Here is a 17,023-nt window from a genome sequence, read left to right as displayed (position 1 = left end):
CGGCGACGGACTCGTGCGCCATCACGTGCGCCACGACGTGCTTGCGACCGCTGAACCAGTGGTTGAAGTGGAACCGGGTCTCCTGCGTGACGTTGCTCCGTGGCGCGGTCAGCGGCTGGGATCCACCCGGTCGGACCTCACCCGGGCACGACCGGAGAGAACCCCGGGATCAGGCGCTCGGCGTTGCCAGGCCGCGCGGTCGCACCGAGGCCAGCGCCGCGATCCCGAACACCAGGGCGGGCACCACGAAGCAGAACCCGAGCCCGAGGCCGAGCACCAGCCCCCACGCCGCCATCGCCAGTGCCGCGACCGTCGTGACGAACGCGACGGCACGGCCGGCGAGATCCGAGACCAACACTGCCGCTGCAGCGACCAGCGGCACCCCGAGCAGGTCCACCGCGGCGCCCCCTCCCTCGGCGGACAGCCCCGGGTGCAACGCGACCGCGATCCCGACCGTCGCCGCGACCCCGGTCCACCGCAGCGCTCGGCCGATCGTCCCGGGAACCGCCCACCGGCCACGCAGGCGGACGAGAACGGCGACCGCCAGGAACAGGAAAACGCCCACGCCCGCGATGGCAGCGATCATGCCGACACCTCCCATTGCGGCAGGTCCGCCGCGGCTGTGATCCGACACCCACCACCGAAGGTACGGCACCCACGACCTGCCGATCCGGATCCTCGACGAGATCACCGCGATGATCCTCGAGGACGCGGCACCACCACGCGATCCGATGTTCGCCGACGTGGTCGACGGGTGTTCGTCAGCCCGCGAACGGTCGGTTGAACACGGGCGGGACGTAGTCGACGTAACGGCCATCGCCCGCAAGCCCGTTCATGGTGCGAGGCGAGAGGTCGGGCCAGACGCCCGTCCGCAACCGCTGCCACATCCGGTCGATCGCGGCGACCTGCTCGTCGACGGTGAACGTGCAGTGCCCCGCTGTCCGCACGTACGTCTGACGCACGAACCGGCCGTTGCCCTCGCGGTGGGCCAGCGCCTCGTAGGACTGTTGCTGCGCCACGGTGGAGATCTGGTCGCCGAGCCCGCTGACCGTGAGGACCGGCACGCGCACGTCGCCCGTGAACACGATTCCCCTGGACAGTTGCGACACTGCAGCGGGGTCGGCAGCGATGCGGGGAGCCGCGGCCAACCGCCCGAGGTCGGCCCGCAGGTCCAACCCGGCACGGGCGTACAGCCGCACGACGGCGAGCTGCTGACCGGGTTCGGCCGACGCGAGTTGCCGGCCGTAGTCGACCCCCGTGTTCCACGAGGGGTTCCCGCCGGACATCTGCTCGATGGCGCGCCTGCTGCTCATCGCCTGTCCGATGTACGGCAGCGGACCTCCGGCCAACGCCTGGTACATGCCGTTCTCGATGCCCGTCGCGTCCCACCACGCCGGCACCGGCGGCGCGGTGCCGTCCGCCGTGAGCCCCCAGCCCGGGAGTTGCCCGATCGCGGAGGCGAGCGCGATGCGCGCCCGTCCCTCCGCCGTGGACTGCGCCCCGGCGAGGGCCGATATCCACTGCTGACGCGCACCGGCGACGTCAGCGGGAATCCCGGTCACGGGCAAGGCGCTGTCGTCGAACAGCAACGTCTTCAGCGCGAACACGGTATCGAGCTTCTGGTTCCACTGCCCCACCGAACCACCGAGCCCGCCGCAGAACGGTATGGCGGCGTCGAACAGGTCGGGGTGGACCTGCGCGGCGCCCGCGGCCACGAACCCGCCCATCGAGCGGCCTTCCGCGACCGCCCACCGCGCGGGCCCGAACGCCGCCTCGAACCGCCCGAGCGCGGCGGCCTGGTTGTCGATCGCCTCGGCGATGCGCCACCCGGTGACAGCCCTGCTCGTGCCGCCCACGGCGTAGCCGCGCTCGACGAGACCCGCGGTCAGCGGCGCGGTGAGCCCGCCGTCGGCGAAGTCCATGTCCACCAGCACCACGCCGTTCCACCGGTTCGGCTTGACGAACTGGTACGGGGTGCCGTCGGGGAGCTGCCCGGACGCGCAAGCCGCCGTTCCCAGGCACGGCATTGCGTCCGCTGGCGCGGCGACCGCGGCAGGCGCACCGGCCGCCAGCATCGACGCGGCTGCCAGCACGACACCGAATTTGCGCACTGCGGACATCTGGATCTCCAGTCCCGCCGGAAGGTCGGCATCACCCGCGAACCGCCGTCCGGCCGATTCGCGCCTCACCCGGCACGCACCACCACGAGCAGACTCATGATGTTCTGCCGCGGCAACGACCGTCAATGACAATCGGCTCCGTGACGAGTTGCGCAATGTTGCGTTAGTGGATGGTGCGCGGGCGGAGGTTCGACCGATGCTGCCTACAGCGTCATGTCGCCTTGATCAGCCCCGGGACTCGTCCTCGATCGCGCCAACCCGCTCCGGGTCTTCCGGAGCGGACATGTGACGGATGCTGTCGCTGCCCTTGTGGTCGTGGGCGCGGGAGTAACGGGAATCCAACACCCTTCCCAACTTGTGCGCCGCTCCCGCGTACGCCTCATCCACAGTGGTCGCGTGGTGGGTGACCGCCACCGGCTGCTTACCCCCCGGTCGCGCCTCGATGACGCACTTCATGTCCTCCGGCTTGCTTCCCCCGTCCTCGCTGAGGTGCACCTCAACCCGCGTCAACCAGCCGCTGAACCGGGACAGACCACTCTCCAGGTCGGCGGTTACAAAGGTGGCCAGTCCTTCGCCACCTTTGATGTTGTGATCGGTGTTGACCTGGATCTGCATTCGCACCTCCGCAGCAGAAAGCAATGGTCTTGACCGATACCACGGGAGCGGTCGGTTCAAACGCAGCAATAGGAGATCCCGTCACCGCCACGGTCCGGCAGCTGACCCAAGAGATAGCCAGAGTCCGCCGGACCACCTTCACTGATGCCCCTGACACATCCAGCCCGAGGCTTTCGCGCGGGCATGGGTGGTCCCGCCAGTAGTACCAGAACGACGGCGACACCGAGCGGCCCGGCCGTGACCTGCCGGTGCCGACCGGCTGGGGGACGTCTGGCCGGATCCGTGACGGACGCCGTCGCCTCAGGGACGTGAGGCCCTACCGCTGAGCTACGTGCCGGAAGCCGGGTGACAGGCTGTCGACGAGCCCCTCGAGATCCCGCTCGCCCTCACGGGTCTGCACACCCGCTGCCAGCTGCTTCCGGGCGATCTCGACCATGTCCTCGGTGAACAGCGAGTACAGGGCGGCGTTTTCGACGGCGTAGGCCTTGTCGGGGACGGGCGGGGTCGCGGCTCGGACGGTGGCCTTGATCGCGGCGATGACCTCGGGGCGCACTCCCGCCATCCGGCGGGCCAGGGTGTCGACGAAGGCGTCGATCTCGTCGGCGGGCAGGGCCCGGTTCACCAGGCCGTAGCGCTCGGCCACTTCGGCGCCGACGAGCTGGCCGCCGATGAGCAGTTCCAGGGCCCGGGCCGGGCCGAGCAGACGGGTCATGTTCACCGTGCCGCCGCCTCCGGGGAGGATCGCCAGCGTGGACTCGGGCTGGGCCTGACCGGACCGGCCGATCGCGGCGAAGCGCAGGTCGAGGGACATCAGGAACTCGTTGCCGGCGCCCCGGGCGAACCCGGCCACCTTGCCGATGGTGACCTGCGGAAGGTCGCGGATCTCCAGGCTCAGGGCCTGCAGGATGTTCAGGCCGTCAGGGAGCACAGCCCCCGGTGCGGCGTCGATCGCGGCCCGGGTGGCGGCAGGCAGGGCCTCCGGGTCGGTGACGTAGGCCATGTCACCGTGAGCACTGAAGAACTCCGGATCGGCGCTCTGGAACACGATGACCCGAACGTCCGCGTCGGTGCGCACCTGGTGCACGAACCCACGCAGAGACGGCAGCAGCACGCCGTCCATCAGATTGAGGGGCGGGTGGTCGAGCGAGACGGTGGCGACGCCGCCCCCCACGGCGATTTCGAGACCGGCCCAGGTGCTGTAGTCCATGGTGACTCCTCTTCGGATGGGGCCGGATGCGACTCATCCGGCCCCAAGACCATATGAAGCAGAGCCTGAGGCGAGCCATGCCCGAACGTCGCAAAAGATTGATCCTCTGCCTCATCGTGACCTGATCCAAGTGCTAAAGTCACCGTCGTGGATCCACTGGCCGACGCCCTGGCGATCTCCGGCGTCAAAGGCGCGCTGAGCACCCAAGTCGAAGCAGGCGGCCGCTGGGCGATCACCCTGGACGACTACCCCGGGACGGCTTTGCACGCCGTGACCGCAGGCCATGCCTGGCTCACGGCGGACGGCCACGAACCGGTGGAACTGGCGGCCGGCGACGTGGTCCTGCTGCCTGCCGGCACCTCGCACGGCCTCACCGACGACCCCACGAACAAGGGCAACAGGTGTGAGCAGGTGGTCGCTCGCGGGCGCGGCACCGGCGAGGTGATCAGCCTCGGGGCGCAGCCCTCGACCACGCGGATCGTGACGATTCACTACGACAGCGACCCGGCCGCGCTCACCCAGATCCTGACCGTGCTCCCCGCTCTCGTCCACGTGCGAGCCGAGGCGGGGACGCCGGGGCTGACCGATGCGGTGCGCATGCTCGCCCGGGAACTCGCCCATCCGCAGCTCGCCACGCCTGCCGTGCTGAAGAGCCTCGTCGACATCGTGCTCGTGCAGATGCTGCGTGCCTGGCTCGCGGTGAGTCCCCCCGAGTGCTTCGGAACCTGGCTGGGCGCGCTCTACGACCCCGTCATCGGCAAGGCACTACGGCACCTGCACGCGAAGCCGGCCATTCCCTGGACGACCTCGATGCTCGCAGAAGCCATCTCGGTCTCCCGTGCGACCCTCGCCCGCCGTTTCCCGGCCGCGACGGGATACACCCCCGCGGCGTACCTGGCGAACTGGCGCATGGATCTAGCCGCCGTGCGGCTACGCGACAGTCATGACTCCCTCGAGACGATCGCCGAGGCGGTCGGTTACGGTTCGGTGCCGGCACTCACCCGCGCCTTCACCCGGGCCCACGGACGCACGCCCGGACGCTACCGCAGCGAGACGCGCAGCCACCACGGTACGACCTTCCGGTTGGAGACGCCCGCCCCGTCGAGCCTGACGATCAGTTAGGACCGCAAGGAAAATGCCGCCTAGAAGGCATTCTCCGTTCCTGCCACCAGACCGGTCTGGTAGGCGATGACAACGAGTTGCGCGCGGTCGCGGACGTCCAATTTGGACATGGCGTGCTGCACGTGGGCGCGAACGGTGAAGGGGCTGAGGTACATCCGATCGGCGATCTCCACATTGGACAGCCCGGTCGCGACGAGAGCGACCATCTCGCGTTCGCGCGGCGTGAGCGCGGCGCGCGCGGAGAAATTTTCGCCAGGAGGTGTCGGTGTCGCGTTGGGGTGCGGGCGGCATCCGTAGGCGCTTGAGCACGCGGCGGATGGTCGAGGCGGCGACCCGATGGCCGAGTGTGAGCAGTTCACCTTGGATCCGGCGGTAGCCCCAGCCGGCGTTCTCCCGGGCCGTACGCTCGATCAACGCCACGACGGTGTCGTCGATCGGTGGGCGCCCGGTCCGCTTCGGGTGGGTCCACCTTCTTCGGGACCAGGCGCCGGTGCCACCGGAGCACGGTGCCCGGTGTCACCAACCGATGCTCACGCAGCAGTCGGGGGAGTCGACGCACCAACACGGCGAGCACGGCGCGGTCAGCCCAGTCCAACCGCGGGCGAGGGGTTGGTCCGGCGCACCAAGGCGACCTCGTGCCGCAGCACCAGCAGTTCGACGTCCTCGGCGGCGGAGGAGCGTCCGAAGAGCGCCAGCCAATTGCGTGAGAACTCCACCACGCTGCCCGAGAGCCAACGCCCACGCCGAACGGTTCGTCGGCACCGTCAGACGCGAAGTCACCGACCGACGGCCCATCCTCAACGAACACCACCTGCAAGCGGTCCTGGACCGCTACACGGCCCACTACAACCACCACCGACCACACCAGGCGCTACAGCTCGCACCACCACGACCAGACCAGCCGATCACAGAGTCATGAACGTCTACTCCCACGTCACCCGACCAATGACCGACGCCATGCTCGCCGGACTCCAAGCCCGGTGGGAGCAATATGGGAGAAAACCCTGCGACCTCTTCGGAGCAGCAAAGGTGGTCAAGATCTTTTGCTCCAGTCTTGCTCCACGAACGATCAACGGCCCGCAGACGAAGATCGCCCACGAGCCGTTGACCAGGTAAGACACACTGTGGGCGATACCGGGATCGAACCAGTGACCTCTTCGGTGTGAATGAAGCCGAAATAACGCCTCCACCAGCAGAAATAGGATCAGCGCAAGAAAAACACGGCCATTGGAAGCCGCTGAATGCGAATCAACACCGTTGGACGCGCCACACGGCTCCCAATCTGCTCCCACAGTCCGCTCCCACGTGTTCGCCGGAGCTCTCCCATCTGCCGTCCGATTCGATGACGAACTACGGCGGGAAGGTCATATATGGATTTTGCCGGCGTCAGACAGTCGATGCCGGTCCTCCGTGGTCGTCTTCGATTGACGCGACTGCTCTACTTCGCTGCTGTACAGCAGCGTCCGGCCAGTAGACCACCGAGCGACGGTGTCCACACCCGTCGCGTACAGCGTGTTACTTGCTCCTGCGCCGATGCCGAGACCTCGGTAAACTGGAGGACTCGAGAATAATCCAGCAAGGCGCACGACTATGAAAACCCATCATCGCCTTGATCGGTCGACGCCGGCCCGCGCCGCCACGAGAGTCGAGCAGGGCGGAGACTTCCCGTCCCGGTCGCGGATCAGGAACCGCACGCGTCGGCCGTCGCCGCAGAGCCGGGGCCACACATCGATACGCCGCCGCCCGGTCGTCGGCGGCCTAATCAACGAGTACGAACCCAGAGCAGCCTAACCGCAGGTCAGACCATGCGGCCGACTTCTGGCACGCCACATGGCCGACATGACCATCCAGCGCGACTCGTGTCGTCCGAGCGGGTAACCCGTGCCGCGCGAGGACGATGTCGCCGGCGGAGACAACGGATGGAGGGGCAGCCTCTTGTTGATCATCGCCTCGGTCGAGCCGGTGCCGCCCAATCTCCCTGCGGTCGCCGGCCTCTACTCCCAACTCGCAGGCGTCATGGCCGGTTTCGCCTTCGCCAGCCTGATCGCACTGATTGCGGCTCAGCTGACCACCAACCATTCGGCGGGCAAGACCCTGGAGAGTGGTTGCCCCCTGCTGGCCGCGTTCATCGCCCTAGGGGTGTCGAGCCTGAACTACGCCGTGGTGGTTGGTGAAACCGCTGGCACCGCACGAGTGGCCTCGCTCCTGACGGTGTCGGGGGTGGGCTTCGGTGTTGCCGGGGTCATGCTGCTGTACTCGATGCTCGTCCTCGTCCGCGGACTGGAGAGCGACGCTCCGCGGAGTCGAGCCATCAGCCAGGCCATGGCGAACCTGATCAGAGCCGTCATCGTCTTCCTGCTCTCCCCGGTCGTCGTCCTGTCGATGTGGAGCGGGGCACGTGACCATGTCACCCAGAAGTACGGTGCCGCGGCGGGCTTCACCGGCCTCGACTGGGCGGTGTTATCGGTTCTTCTTCTCGTGGTCCTGGCAGTCCTCGTGTGCGCCGTCAAGTTCTTCGACCGACCACAGCACCACCCCGCGTTCACCCGGCTCATCTCCGGGATCGCGGTCGTCCTCGCCTCGGCGTCGGTCCTGGGCGTGACCACGCTCGTCGGCTTCACCGAAAGTTCCGCACCGGTTCCCGACTCCATCTCCCTGGTCGCGACCATCCTGGTGGGAAGCTTCGTCGTGTTGGTGGCCTACTCAGCGAGCCGGCTCCGCACCGCTTCGGACAACTCGGGTACACCCGTGCTACCGAACGGCCACGATTGACGCCGCGAATGCCCTCACTGATCCGCGGTCGCTCGGTCGAGCGCCTCGATCTGTCCTCGAACACGTGTCGCGTCGTCGGCGCGGCCTTGGCGGTCGAGGAGGTCGAGTGCCTCGGCCCACGCCGTTCGCGCTTCCGGGTCGCGTCCGCCCACGTCGCCACCAAGGACGAACTGGTCGAGCTGATGCTGGACCGCGTCCTGGAGGACGTCCCGCTGCCCGTGCCCGGACAAGACCATCACCGACGACGACTGGGGGGGCGGGTGCACCGCTTCGCCGAGTCGTTCAGCGCGCCGTCGAACGGCCGGTTCGGCATCCCCGTCCACTACATGGGCCTTTGGGACACCGTCAAGGCCGCGGGCGTGCTGCAGTGGAACATGCGGTGGCCGTACACCAGGCAGGTCGCGAACGCGCTCACCGTCCGACCCGCCATTTCGATCGACGAGAAGCGCAGACCTCACCGCGAGTACCCGGTGATCCCGGACTCCCGCCGGTCGAAGTCGGCGCCGTCCCAGGAGGTCGAGCAAGTGTGGTTCTCCGGCGTCCACTCGGACGTCATCCGGGGAGGTCGCTGAGGCCGGTCAGCTCCCGACCCCGTCGGGAGCCGTGCCGATGCCGTGGACCAGGGCGGCCAGTTGCACGCGGTTGGAGATGCCGAGTTTCGTGCTGACGCGGTAGAGGTGGTTCTCGACCGTGCGGACGGACACGAACAGCCGCTGCGCGATGTCGGCGTTGGACAGGCCGCCGGCGACGAGGGTGAGGATCTCGCGTTGTCGGCCGGTGAGCTCCGGCGGCGCGGTCAGCGCCGCCAGCGCGGGGGTCCGGGCGCCTTCACAGGCTTGCGCGAGCTTGCGGGCGCGTGCCGTCGCGGCCTGGGCGGACCCGTGGCGGTCGTGCCGGTGATGGGCGGACGCGGCCTGTGCGGCGGCGTCCACGGCCACGAGGAGTGCGCCCAGCTGTTCCAACCGCACCGAGACGGCCTCCAAACCCGGTCCGTCGTCGGCGGCCAGGGCACGGGCGTGCGCGGCCGCGACCCGGGCGCCGGGCCCGTCGACCTCGGTGGCCAGGCGTGCCAGCCGGTCGGCCACCGCGCGGTCGCCGAAGCGGACCGCCGTGTGCAGCGCGAGGACCTCCACCGTCGGCTGGCCCTGCGACGCGGCCACCTCGGCCGCCTGGCGAGCCAGGCCCGCGGCTTCGCTCACCCCGCCTTCCGCGGCGACCACCCAGGACCGCGCCAGCAGCACGTCCGGCGCCAGGAAGACGCACGTGGGGTGGTGCTCGGCCGTCATCTCCACCAGGGCCCGGAGGGCCGGAGCCGGCTCACCGCGCATCCCGAGCGCGATGGTGAGGCCCACCAGCCCGATGAACGACCAGCCGCTGGAGTCCGCCCCGTGGTGCGCCGCGACGGCCTGGCGGTACCCGCGTGCCGCGGTCTCGACCTGGCCGCGGAAGGTCGCCGCCCCCGCGGCCATCAGACTGGTAAAGGCGTCGACCGGGCGTCCCGGAGAATCGGTGCACGGCCCGCGGAACCGCTCCGCGATCCGGTCCGCCTGGTCCGGCAGGCCGGCCAGGAGCAGCCCCCGCATCGAGAACAACACCACGACAGCCCGCTCGTGCAGCCCGACGCCCGGCGCGTCGATCCGCCGCAGGGTCGCCTCGACGTCGTCGAGGCGGCCGAGTCCTCCGCTCGCCATCGCGAGTCCCCAACTCGCCCACGGCACCGCAGCCGCGGGGCAGCGCGGGTGGGCGAGCACCGCGGTGCTCGCCTCGGCGGCCCGCACCACGCGTCCCAGGTAGGCGTCCAGCACCGAACGGACCCCGGCCAGCACGAGGTCGGCGGACTCGTCCCTCGTCCTGCGCGCCGCGGCGGCAAGCTCGGCCTCGGCTTCGGCCGGTCGGCCGGCCCAGGCCAGGATCTTCGCCCGGACCATCGCGGCCTGCGCGTGCTGGAGGTCGGTTCGGGCCAGGGCGCGCAGCGCGGCCCACTCGCCACCGGCCTCGGCCATGCGGCCGGTCCAGCCGAGGGCGTTGCCCAGCAGCAGCCGCGGCTCGAACCCGCCACCGGCGGACACCGCGGCCCTGGCGATCCGGGTGGCCAGCGCGAGGTCCCCCACTTCGACGGCCCGGCGGGCGGCGTCGGTGAGCAGGGGGACCTCGGGTTGCGCACCGGAGTCCAGCAGCAGGACCGCGCGGCGCAGTGCGTCGTCGGCCCGCCTCCCGCCCGTGGCACTCAGCGCGTCCGCGATGCGCCTGCGCAGCCGCTGGGCGTACAGCGCGCCTGCCCGACGCCGCTGCACCTCGCCGAACATCGGGTCGGCCAGTCGGGCCTGCCAGCGCCGCCCGTGCGGGAAGACCTCGATGAGGCCCCTGGCCTCCATCTCCTCCATCGCGCAGGCGCCGGTGAGCTCCGTCACCAGCGGCACCTCCAGCGGACCGCCGAACGCGAGCAGGTCGAGCACCTCGAGCTGGCGCCGCGGCAGCCCACCGATCCGGGTGGACACGAGGTCCAGCAACGCCGGCGACAAACCCGGCCGCCCCGACCACCGCCACACCCCTGCGGACTCGCGCAGCCGGTCGGAGGCCAGCTCGTGGTCGACCAGCTGCCGCAGGTACAGCACGTTGCCCCGGGTGATGGACCACAGCCGCTGCGCTGCGGCGTCGTCCACCGGACCACCCAACCTCGTCTCCACCAAGGCCGCGGTCTGCCGGCAGGACAGCGGTTCGAGCTCCAGCCGTGGCAGGTGCCCGTCCTTCCACAACGCCGTCACCGCGTCGGGCACCGGCTCCCCCGCGCGGGACGTGAGCAGCACGCTCGCCGCCTTGCGCAGCACGAGCTGGTGGACCAGTACCGCGGACCGCTCGTCCAGCAGGTGCGCGTCGTCCACCACGATGACCACCCCGGCCGGACGTGCGTCCGCCAGCAACACCTCGACGGCCTCGGGCACCGCCCTGACCGGATCCAGGTCGGCGAGGTTCAGCGTCGCCGAGAAGGCGCCCAACGGCATCATCCGCGCCGAAGCAGTGCCCGCCACCCACCGGACCAGCGCGCCCCGCTGTGCGGCCACCGTCAGCGCTTCCTGTGCCAGGCGGGTCTTCCCCACCCCCGCCGCGCCGATCAGCACCACCCCGGCCGGTCCGTCCGGGCGGCGGCGGATCGAGGCGGAGATCCGGTTCAGCTCCTCGGTCCGGCCGACCAGGGGCCAGCGCCCGGTCGCGGACCGGGACGGCTCCTGGCGCACCGGAATCATCCCGTTCATCCGGATTCTCCCCCACCGATGACACCACAGGTAACAAACCAGAGGGACGAGACCGGGCGCAGATACCGGCGGCCCGCCTCATTTTCTCCGGCGCGGGCAGGTCCGAGAGGTGAGTACCCGACTACTCACACCACGACATCGGGGAGTGACCACAGTGGAGCGACAACCACCCGACCAGAACGGCAACGCCCTGGAGGTACGCACCAATGGATCCCATCCTCTACTGGAACGAGGTCGCCGCCGAGGCCGACCGGGTCACCCACACGACTCTCCCGGCGAGCGAACTCGGCGTCCGCGGCGGCCCCGGTGGGGCGCGCGGCAACGCGATCGTGCACCTGGCCATGCACGACGCCTACTTCGGCATCGACACCGGGCAGTACGAGCCCTACCTGGGGGACGACCTGCCCGAGGTCGCCGCCGACGCCGACGCCGCCGCGGCGGTGGCCAGTGCCGCCCACGCCACGCTGAGCGCGCTCTACCCGACGCAGAAGGCGTTCTTCGACGCCCGGCACGCCGCGGCCGGGCTGACCGCGGGCAAGTCGGACGTGGCGGGCCACGACTTCGGTCGGAAGGTCGCGGCCAAGATCCTCGCGCTCCGCGCGAACGACCCCGGCTTCGGCGACAACGGGCACAGCTCCTCGGTCGCACCGGGGCACCACCGGCAGGACCCGGACAACCCCGGCCAGGGCTTCTACGGCCCGTTCTACGGCGCCCGGTCCGCCTGCTTCGCGGCGACCACCCGCCACCACCTCGACGCGCCCCCGCAGCCGGGGAGCGCCGAGTACGAGCAGGCCCTCAAGCAGGTGCGCGCCAAGGGCATCGCCCCGCACCTCATGGGCACCCTCCCGGCCGACCTGCTGACCGCGCGCACGCCCAACGAGACCGCCATCGGGTTGTTCTGGGGCTACGAAGCGGCCAGCCGCATCGGCACGCCGACGCGGCTGTACAACCAGATCATCCGCAAGGTCGCGGTCGCCCAGGGCAACGACACCGCGCAGAACGCCCGGCTGTTCGCCCTCGTCAACGCGGCCATCGCCGACTCGACCATCCTGGCGTGGGCCGACAAGTACGAGTACGACCTGTGGCGTCCCGTGCTCGGTGTCCGTGAGCACGACTCGTCCTCCGGCCCGGCGGGCGTGGGCGACGCCGCGCTGGACTCGGACGCCGATCCGTTCTGGCTGCCGCTCGGCGCGCAGGCGACCAACGTGACCGGCGGGCGGAACTTCACGCCGAGCTTCCCGGCGTACCCGTCGGGCCACGCGTCGGAGGGCGGGGCGGCCTTCCAGACGGTCCGGCACTTCTACGGCCGGACCCAGGACGGGCCCGACGACCTGGCGGACGGCCTCGAGTTCGTCTCCGACGAGCTCGACGGGATCAGCACCGACACCACCGGCAACGTGCGGACCCGCATCGTGCGCACGTTCCCCGGCGGGATGTGGCAGATGATGATCGAACAGGGCTTCAGCCGGGTCTACCTCGGGGTGCACTGGGTGTTCGACGCCTTCGCCGTGGACGAAGCCGGTGACGTGGACCTCTCCCGCAACGTCGGCGGGGTCAGGCTCGGCATGGACATCGCCGACGACCTCGCCGCCAACGGGCTCAAGGCGGCCAACGCCGCCGGACCGGCGACGTGACCGCACGCCCTGCGCGGATCCACCGACTCGTTCACCGAAAAACACCCTGGAGCAGCCATGACCACGACATCGACCTCGACGGACGAGAACGGCCGGGCCGCGACCCACCCGCTTGACCCCGCGAATCCGACGCCGAACGGCAGACAACTGGACAAGGAAACCTACCGCACGATTATCGAGTCCTACTTCCGCGCTTTCGAGACCCACGACTTCTCGGAGGTCCGGTTCTCGGCGAACGCCGAATTCCTCCCGCCGATCAGCAGACTCGCACTGAAAGGGCGCGAACAGATCGAGAGCTTCATCCAGCCCGTGTCGAGCCGGGTGCTGGCGGTGACGGTGCTCAACGTGAACGTGGACTTCCCGACCGCGAGCGGCCTGTGGCAGATCACGACCACGAAAGGCGCCCAGTACACGGTGCACAACTTCTTCCGGCTCGATGGCGAGGGGCTGCTCTACATCTGGCCCATCATCGACCCGCTCGTGGTGATGAACGACCCGTTGGGCGTGGTCGAGTGGCTGACGGGCAACGGTTACTGAGCGATCAGCGGACGCATTTTTCCGACCGGACGAGCGAATGACGAAAGGACCGGTGAGTCGGGTGCCGGGTAATGACTCCGCCGCGGCGGAGAGGTACGACGTGGCCATCCTCGGCAGCGGCATGGCCGGCGGGATGCTGGGTGCGGTGCTGGCCCGCAACGGGGTGAGGGTGCTGATCATCGATGCCGGCGCCCATCCCCGGTTCGCGGTCGGCGAGTCCACCATCCCCTACACCTCGGGCATGATGCGGTTGATCGCCGACCGGTACCAGGTGCCCGAGTTGCGGGCGCTGTCGAACCACGACGGGACCGTCAGGGTCTCCCCCTTCTGCGGCCAGAAGCAGAACTTCGGCTTCGTCTACCACCGGGAGGGCGAGCCGCAGGACCCCCGGCAGGTCAACCAGCTGGTGGTCCCCGTGGCCTTCCGCACGGAGTCACACCTGTTCCGCCAGGACGTCGACGCCTACCTGTTCCACGTCGCGGTGAAGTACGGCGCCGAAGCGCGCCTGGCGACCCGGATCACCGACGTGGACATCGATCCCGCCGAGGGCGTCGTGCTGCGCTCGGACCGGGGCGAGGAGTTCCGCGCCGCCTACGTGGTGGACGGCAGCGGTTACCGGTCGCCGCTGGCCGAGCGGTTCGGGCTGCGGGAGACCCCGACGCGGGCGAGGACGCACTCCCGGTGCCTGTTCACGCACATGATCGGGGTGCGACCCTTCGACGAATCACCCACCGCCGCGAACCACGGGCAGCCGAACCCGTGGCACCACGGCACGCTGCACCACGTCTTCGACGGTGGCTGGCTCTGGGTGATCCCGTTCGACAACCACCCGGGCGCGGTCAACCCCTTGTGCAGCGTGGGTCTGACCCTGGACCCGCGCAAGCACCCGAACGGCTCGCTCCCGCCCGAGCGCGAGTTCGCCGAGTTCCTCGCCCGCTTCCCGGAGATCGCCTGGCAGTTCGAGGGAGCGCGCGCGGTGCGGCCGTGGGTGTCCACCGGCAGGCTCCAGTACTCGGCGAGCAAGGTCGTCGGCGACCGGTACTGCCTCACCTCGCACGCCGCCGGGTTCATCGACGCGCTCTACTCCCGCGGGCTGGCGAACACGCTCGCGGTCGTCAACGCGCTCGGCCGGCGGCTGATCGACGCGTCGCGCGACGGCGACTGGTCGACCGAGCGGTTCGCCTACGTGGAGGACCTGCAGCAGGGCCTGTTCGACTTCCACGACGACCTGGTCTACAGCTCGTTCGTCGGGTTCCGAGACTACGAGCTGTGGAACGCCGTCAACCGCACCTGGATGCTCGGCACGATGAGCGGCAACATGATGCTCGAAGACGCCCACCACCGGTTCCGGCGAACCGGCGACGACAGCGTCTTCGTCGAGGTCGAGCGCTACGGCCACCCGGGATCCCCGTTGCCGATCAGCGAGAGCTTCGTCCGGCTGGGCACGCGGACCCGGGAACTGTGCGAGGCCGTCGAACGCGGCGCACTGGCGCCGTCGGCCGCGGCCGCGGAGATCCTCGCCTCCGTCCGGAAAGCGGACTTCTTCCCGTACGCGGACCAGTTCGGCCTGCCGGAGAACGGCTGCTACCACCTGACCCCGGACCGGGTCGAGGGAGCCAGGCTGTGGGCACGCGCGAGCGCGCCTGCGGACATCGGACCCCGGATGCTCAACGCGCTGGACAACATGGCCATCGCCAAGGCGGAGGAAGGGTCGTGAGCCGCCGGCCCACCGGGGCGGAGACCTCGGCACGGCACCGCGTCGACGTCCGGCGACTGATGGTCGGGTTCCCCACCGGTGTCTCGGTCGTCACGGCGCAGGCCGGGGACCGCAAGCCCTGGGGGATGACCTGCACGTCGCTGTGCAGCGTCGCCCCCGACCCGCCATCGCTGCTCGTGTGCCTGCGCCGCGGCAGCCCCACCCTGGACGCCGTCCTGGAGAGCTCGGCGCTGGCGGTGAACCTGCTGCACCGCAACGCCCGTTCGACCGCCGAGTTGTTCGCTTCGGGGGCGCCGGACCGGTTCGAGCGGGTCCCGTGGGTACCCGCGCCGAACGGCGGCCCGCACCTGGTCGACGCGGCGCACACCATCGCGGACTGCGCGGTGAGCGCGAACCACGCGGTCGGCGACCACGTCGTCGTCCTGGCCGAGATCGCCGGGATCACCAGCCTCCGCACGCCCGCGCCACTGCTGTACGGCATGCGCCGGTACGGGACCTGGGCCGAGGACGACGCCTTCCTCTCCTACGACTTCATCTCGTGACAGCACCAGGGGGGCCGGAATCCATGAAGGCAGCAGCCCAGGGCAAGAACCCCGATCGGGAGGCGGTGCCGCCACCGCGGCGCAGGACGGTGGAGCGCGGGCCGAACGCCGTCGCCGTCGTCGCGCTGCTGACGGTGATCGCGGTCGGCATGATCCACGCCGTCCCCACCTTCGGGCAGCTGCGGGACCTGGGGAACGGCGGTTGGTCGCTCGTCCCGCGGTTCCTCCTCGCGGTCGCGGCGATCATCGCGGTGGGGCGCCTCGGCGGCTGGGTGGCGGCCCGGTGCCGCCAACCGCGGGTCGTCGGCGAGATGGCGGCGGGGATCGCGCTGGGGCCGACCTTGCTGGGTCAGGTCGCGCCGGCGGTCCAGCACGCGCTGTTCCCCGCCGAGCTGATCCCCGAGCTCGGCCTGATCGCGCAGCTGGCGATCACCTACTTCGTCTTCCTCCTCGGCACCGAACTCCCGCTGGACCTGTTGCGCGGGTCGGGTGGCCAGGTGGCCGCGCTGGGTGCGGGCATGGTGGTAGTACCGCTCGGCTGCGGGCTCCTGCTCGCGGCCGGCCTGACCGGGACCTACCGGCCGACCGGCGTCGGGTCGGTTCCGTTCCTGCTCTTCGTCGGCACCGCGATGAGCATCACCGCGTTCCCCGTCCTGGTCCGGATCCTGGCCGAGCACGACCTGATCCAGACCCGGATCGGCACGCTCGGTCTGGCCACCGCCGGCGCGGGCGACGCCTTCTCGTGGTTGCTGCTGGTCCTGGTCGTCGCGCTGGCGCGAGGCAGCTCGGCCGCCGCGGTCGTCCCGACCGCGGCGTGGCTGGTCCTGTTCACCGCGGTGACGCTGATCGTCGTCCGTCCCGCGCTGCGGCGGTTCCTGGCCGCCGCGGAGAGCACCGCGAGCCGTCGGCGGATCGCCATCGCGGTGCTGGTGCTGTGCGCGCTCTCAGGCGCCGCCGTCACCGACTGGATCGGCATCCACGCGATCTTCGGGGCCTTGCTGGTCGGCGCCGTCGTGCCGCGGGAGAACAGCGTGGTGCGCGATCTCGGGCGCACCGTGGGCCGCGGGGTGGCGCTCGTCCTCCCGCTGTTCTTCGCGGTGATCGGGTTCAGCGTGCACGTCGAGTTCCTGGACGACCCGCGCGACCTCCTGCTCGGCGGGCTCATGGTCCTGGTCGCCGTCGTGAGCAAGGTGGGCACGACGACGCTCGTCGGCCGGCTGACCAAGCTGACCCCGAGGGAGTCGCTCGGGCTCGGCGTCATGGTCAACTGCCGTGGCCTGACCGAGCTCGTGGTGGTCTCCACCGGGCTGTCCCTCGGCGTCATCGGACCGGACCTGTTCGCCGTGTTCGTGGTGATGACGCTGGTGACGACGGCCATGACCGGTCCCCTGCTCAGGCGGCTCAGGCTCGGCGGAACCCCGGCGGACACCCGGCCGGCCACCGGTCCCGCCTGAGCACGGGCTCACGGACGTCACCCACACGACCACCGCAAACCAGGGAGGA

General features: G+C 70.3%; 15 protein-coding genes and 1 pseudogene. 9 read left to right on the top strand and 7 right to left on the bottom strand.

Translation table 11 applies throughout. The annotated features are described in order from the left end of the window. Positions 1-169: 169 nt before the first annotated feature. The 4 genes from ABTZ99_RS12100 to ABTZ99_RS12085 form a co-directional block, all read right to left on the bottom strand. On the bottom strand, positions 170-586 hold the full coding sequence (locus ABTZ99_RS12100) for a hypothetical protein (protein WP_498783157.1): 417 nt from the start codon (positions 584-586) through the stop codon (positions 170-172). Positions 587-761: 175 nt separating this feature from the next. Then, complete coding sequence (locus ABTZ99_RS12095) at positions 762-2,120, bottom strand: alpha/beta hydrolase family protein (RefSeq protein WP_499610798.1); 1,359 nt, start codon at positions 2,118-2,120, stop codon at positions 762-764. 225 nt (positions 2,121-2,345) lie between these two features. Further along, entirely contained in the window at positions 2,346-2,735 is a 390-nt protein-coding gene (locus tag ABTZ99_RS12090) for an HPF/RaiA family ribosome-associated protein (RefSeq protein ID WP_499610795.1), read from the bottom strand. A gap of 316 nt (positions 2,736-3,051) precedes the next feature. Next, positions 3,052-3,942 carry an enoyl-CoA hydratase/isomerase family protein gene (locus ABTZ99_RS12085; protein ID WP_499610792.1) on the bottom strand — a complete coding sequence of 297 codons (891 nt, stop codon included), beginning with the start codon at positions 3,940-3,942 and terminating at the stop codon, positions 3,052-3,054. A 147-nt stretch (positions 3,943-4,089) separates the two neighbouring features. Here ABTZ99_RS12085 and ABTZ99_RS12080 point away from each other — a divergent pair, with 147 nt between their 5' ends. Further along, positions 4,090-5,064, top strand: a complete 975-nt coding sequence (locus tag ABTZ99_RS12080) for an AraC family transcriptional regulator (protein ID WP_498783165.1) — start codon at positions 4,090-4,092, stop codon at positions 5,062-5,064. Between the two features lie 20 nt (positions 5,065-5,084). On the opposite strand, the pseudogene ABTZ99_RS12075 reads toward ABTZ99_RS12080, so the two are convergent. Together ABTZ99_RS12075 and ABTZ99_RS12070 are read right to left on the bottom strand one after the other, a co-directional pair. After that, positions 5,085-5,303 (bottom strand): annotated as a pseudogene (locus tag ABTZ99_RS12075) (response regulator transcription factor); the annotation flags it as partial. A gap of 342 nt (positions 5,304-5,645) precedes the next feature. Then, positions 5,646-5,780 carry a hypothetical protein gene (locus ABTZ99_RS12070; protein WP_498783170.1) on the bottom strand — a complete coding sequence of 45 codons (135 nt, stop codon included), beginning with the start codon at positions 5,778-5,780 and terminating at the stop codon, positions 5,646-5,648. Between ABTZ99_RS12070 and ABTZ99_RS12065 the strand changes: the two genes are divergently transcribed. The 3 genes from ABTZ99_RS12065 to ABTZ99_RS12055 all read left to right on the top strand — a co-directional run bounded on the left by ABTZ99_RS12065 (position 5,768) and on the right by ABTZ99_RS12055 (position 8,408). Continuing rightward, a complete protein-coding gene (locus tag ABTZ99_RS12065) occupies positions 5,768-5,983 on the top strand; it encodes an integrase core domain-containing protein (protein ID WP_498783172.1) in 216 nt (71 codons plus the stop codon). The genes ABTZ99_RS12070 and ABTZ99_RS12065 overlap by 13 nt on opposite strands. 1,016 nt (positions 5,984-6,999) lie before the next feature. Further along, complete coding sequence (locus ABTZ99_RS12060) at positions 7,000-7,836, top strand: hypothetical protein (protein ID WP_499610788.1); 837 nt, start codon at positions 7,000-7,002, stop codon at positions 7,834-7,836. 8 nt (positions 7,837-7,844) lie between these two features. Beyond that, positions 7,845-8,408 carry a T6SS phospholipase effector Tle1-like catalytic domain-containing protein gene (locus tag ABTZ99_RS12055; RefSeq protein WP_499610785.1) on the top strand — a complete coding sequence of 188 codons (564 nt, stop codon included), beginning with the start codon at positions 7,845-7,847 and terminating at the stop codon, positions 8,406-8,408. Between the two features lie 6 nt (positions 8,409-8,414). On the opposite strand, the gene ABTZ99_RS12050 is transcribed toward ABTZ99_RS12055, so the two are convergent. Beyond that, positions 8,415-11,090: a LuxR C-terminal-related transcriptional regulator gene (locus tag ABTZ99_RS12050; protein WP_499610783.1), complete on the bottom strand. Its 2,676-nt coding sequence runs from the start codon at positions 11,088-11,090 to the stop codon at positions 8,415-8,417. Between the two features lie 206 nt (positions 11,091-11,296). Here ABTZ99_RS12050 and ABTZ99_RS12045 point away from each other — a divergent pair, with 206 nt between their 5' ends. The 5 genes from ABTZ99_RS12045 (at position 11,297) to ABTZ99_RS12025 (ending at position 16,974) form a co-directional block, all read left to right on the top strand. Continuing rightward, on the top strand, positions 11,297-12,724 hold the full coding sequence (locus tag ABTZ99_RS12045) for a vanadium-dependent haloperoxidase (RefSeq protein ID WP_498786311.1): 1,428 nt from the start codon (positions 11,297-11,299) through the stop codon (positions 12,722-12,724). A 57-nt stretch (positions 12,725-12,781) separates the two neighbouring features. Further along, positions 12,782-13,261, top strand: a complete 480-nt coding sequence (locus tag ABTZ99_RS12040) for a DUF4904 domain-containing protein (RefSeq protein WP_498786309.1) — start codon at positions 12,782-12,784, stop codon at positions 13,259-13,261. Between the two features lie 61 nt (positions 13,262-13,322). Next, complete coding sequence (locus ABTZ99_RS12035) at positions 13,323-14,978, top strand: NAD(P)/FAD-dependent oxidoreductase (protein ID WP_498786307.1); 1,656 nt, start codon at positions 13,323-13,325, stop codon at positions 14,976-14,978. After that, positions 14,975-15,520 (top strand): flavin reductase family protein, encoded by a 546-nt coding sequence (locus tag ABTZ99_RS12030; RefSeq protein WP_498786305.1) that lies wholly within the window; start codon positions 14,975-14,977, stop codon positions 15,518-15,520. The genes ABTZ99_RS12035 and ABTZ99_RS12030 overlap by 4 nt, the downstream gene beginning before the upstream one ends. 23 nt (positions 15,521-15,543) lie before the next feature. Then, positions 15,544-16,974, top strand: a complete 1,431-nt coding sequence (locus ABTZ99_RS12025; protein WP_499610780.1) for a cation:proton antiporter — start codon at positions 15,544-15,546, stop codon at positions 16,972-16,974. Positions 16,975-17,023 lie beyond the last annotated feature (49 nt).

This window comes from Actinosynnema sp. NPDC002837 (genome assembly GCF_040295345.1).
Lineage (GTDB): Bacteria > Actinomycetota > Actinomycetes > Mycobacteriales > Pseudonocardiaceae > Actinosynnema.
The sequence above is the reverse complement of the archived record's forward strand: the minus strand, read 5'-3'. Positions and strand labels throughout refer to the sequence as shown.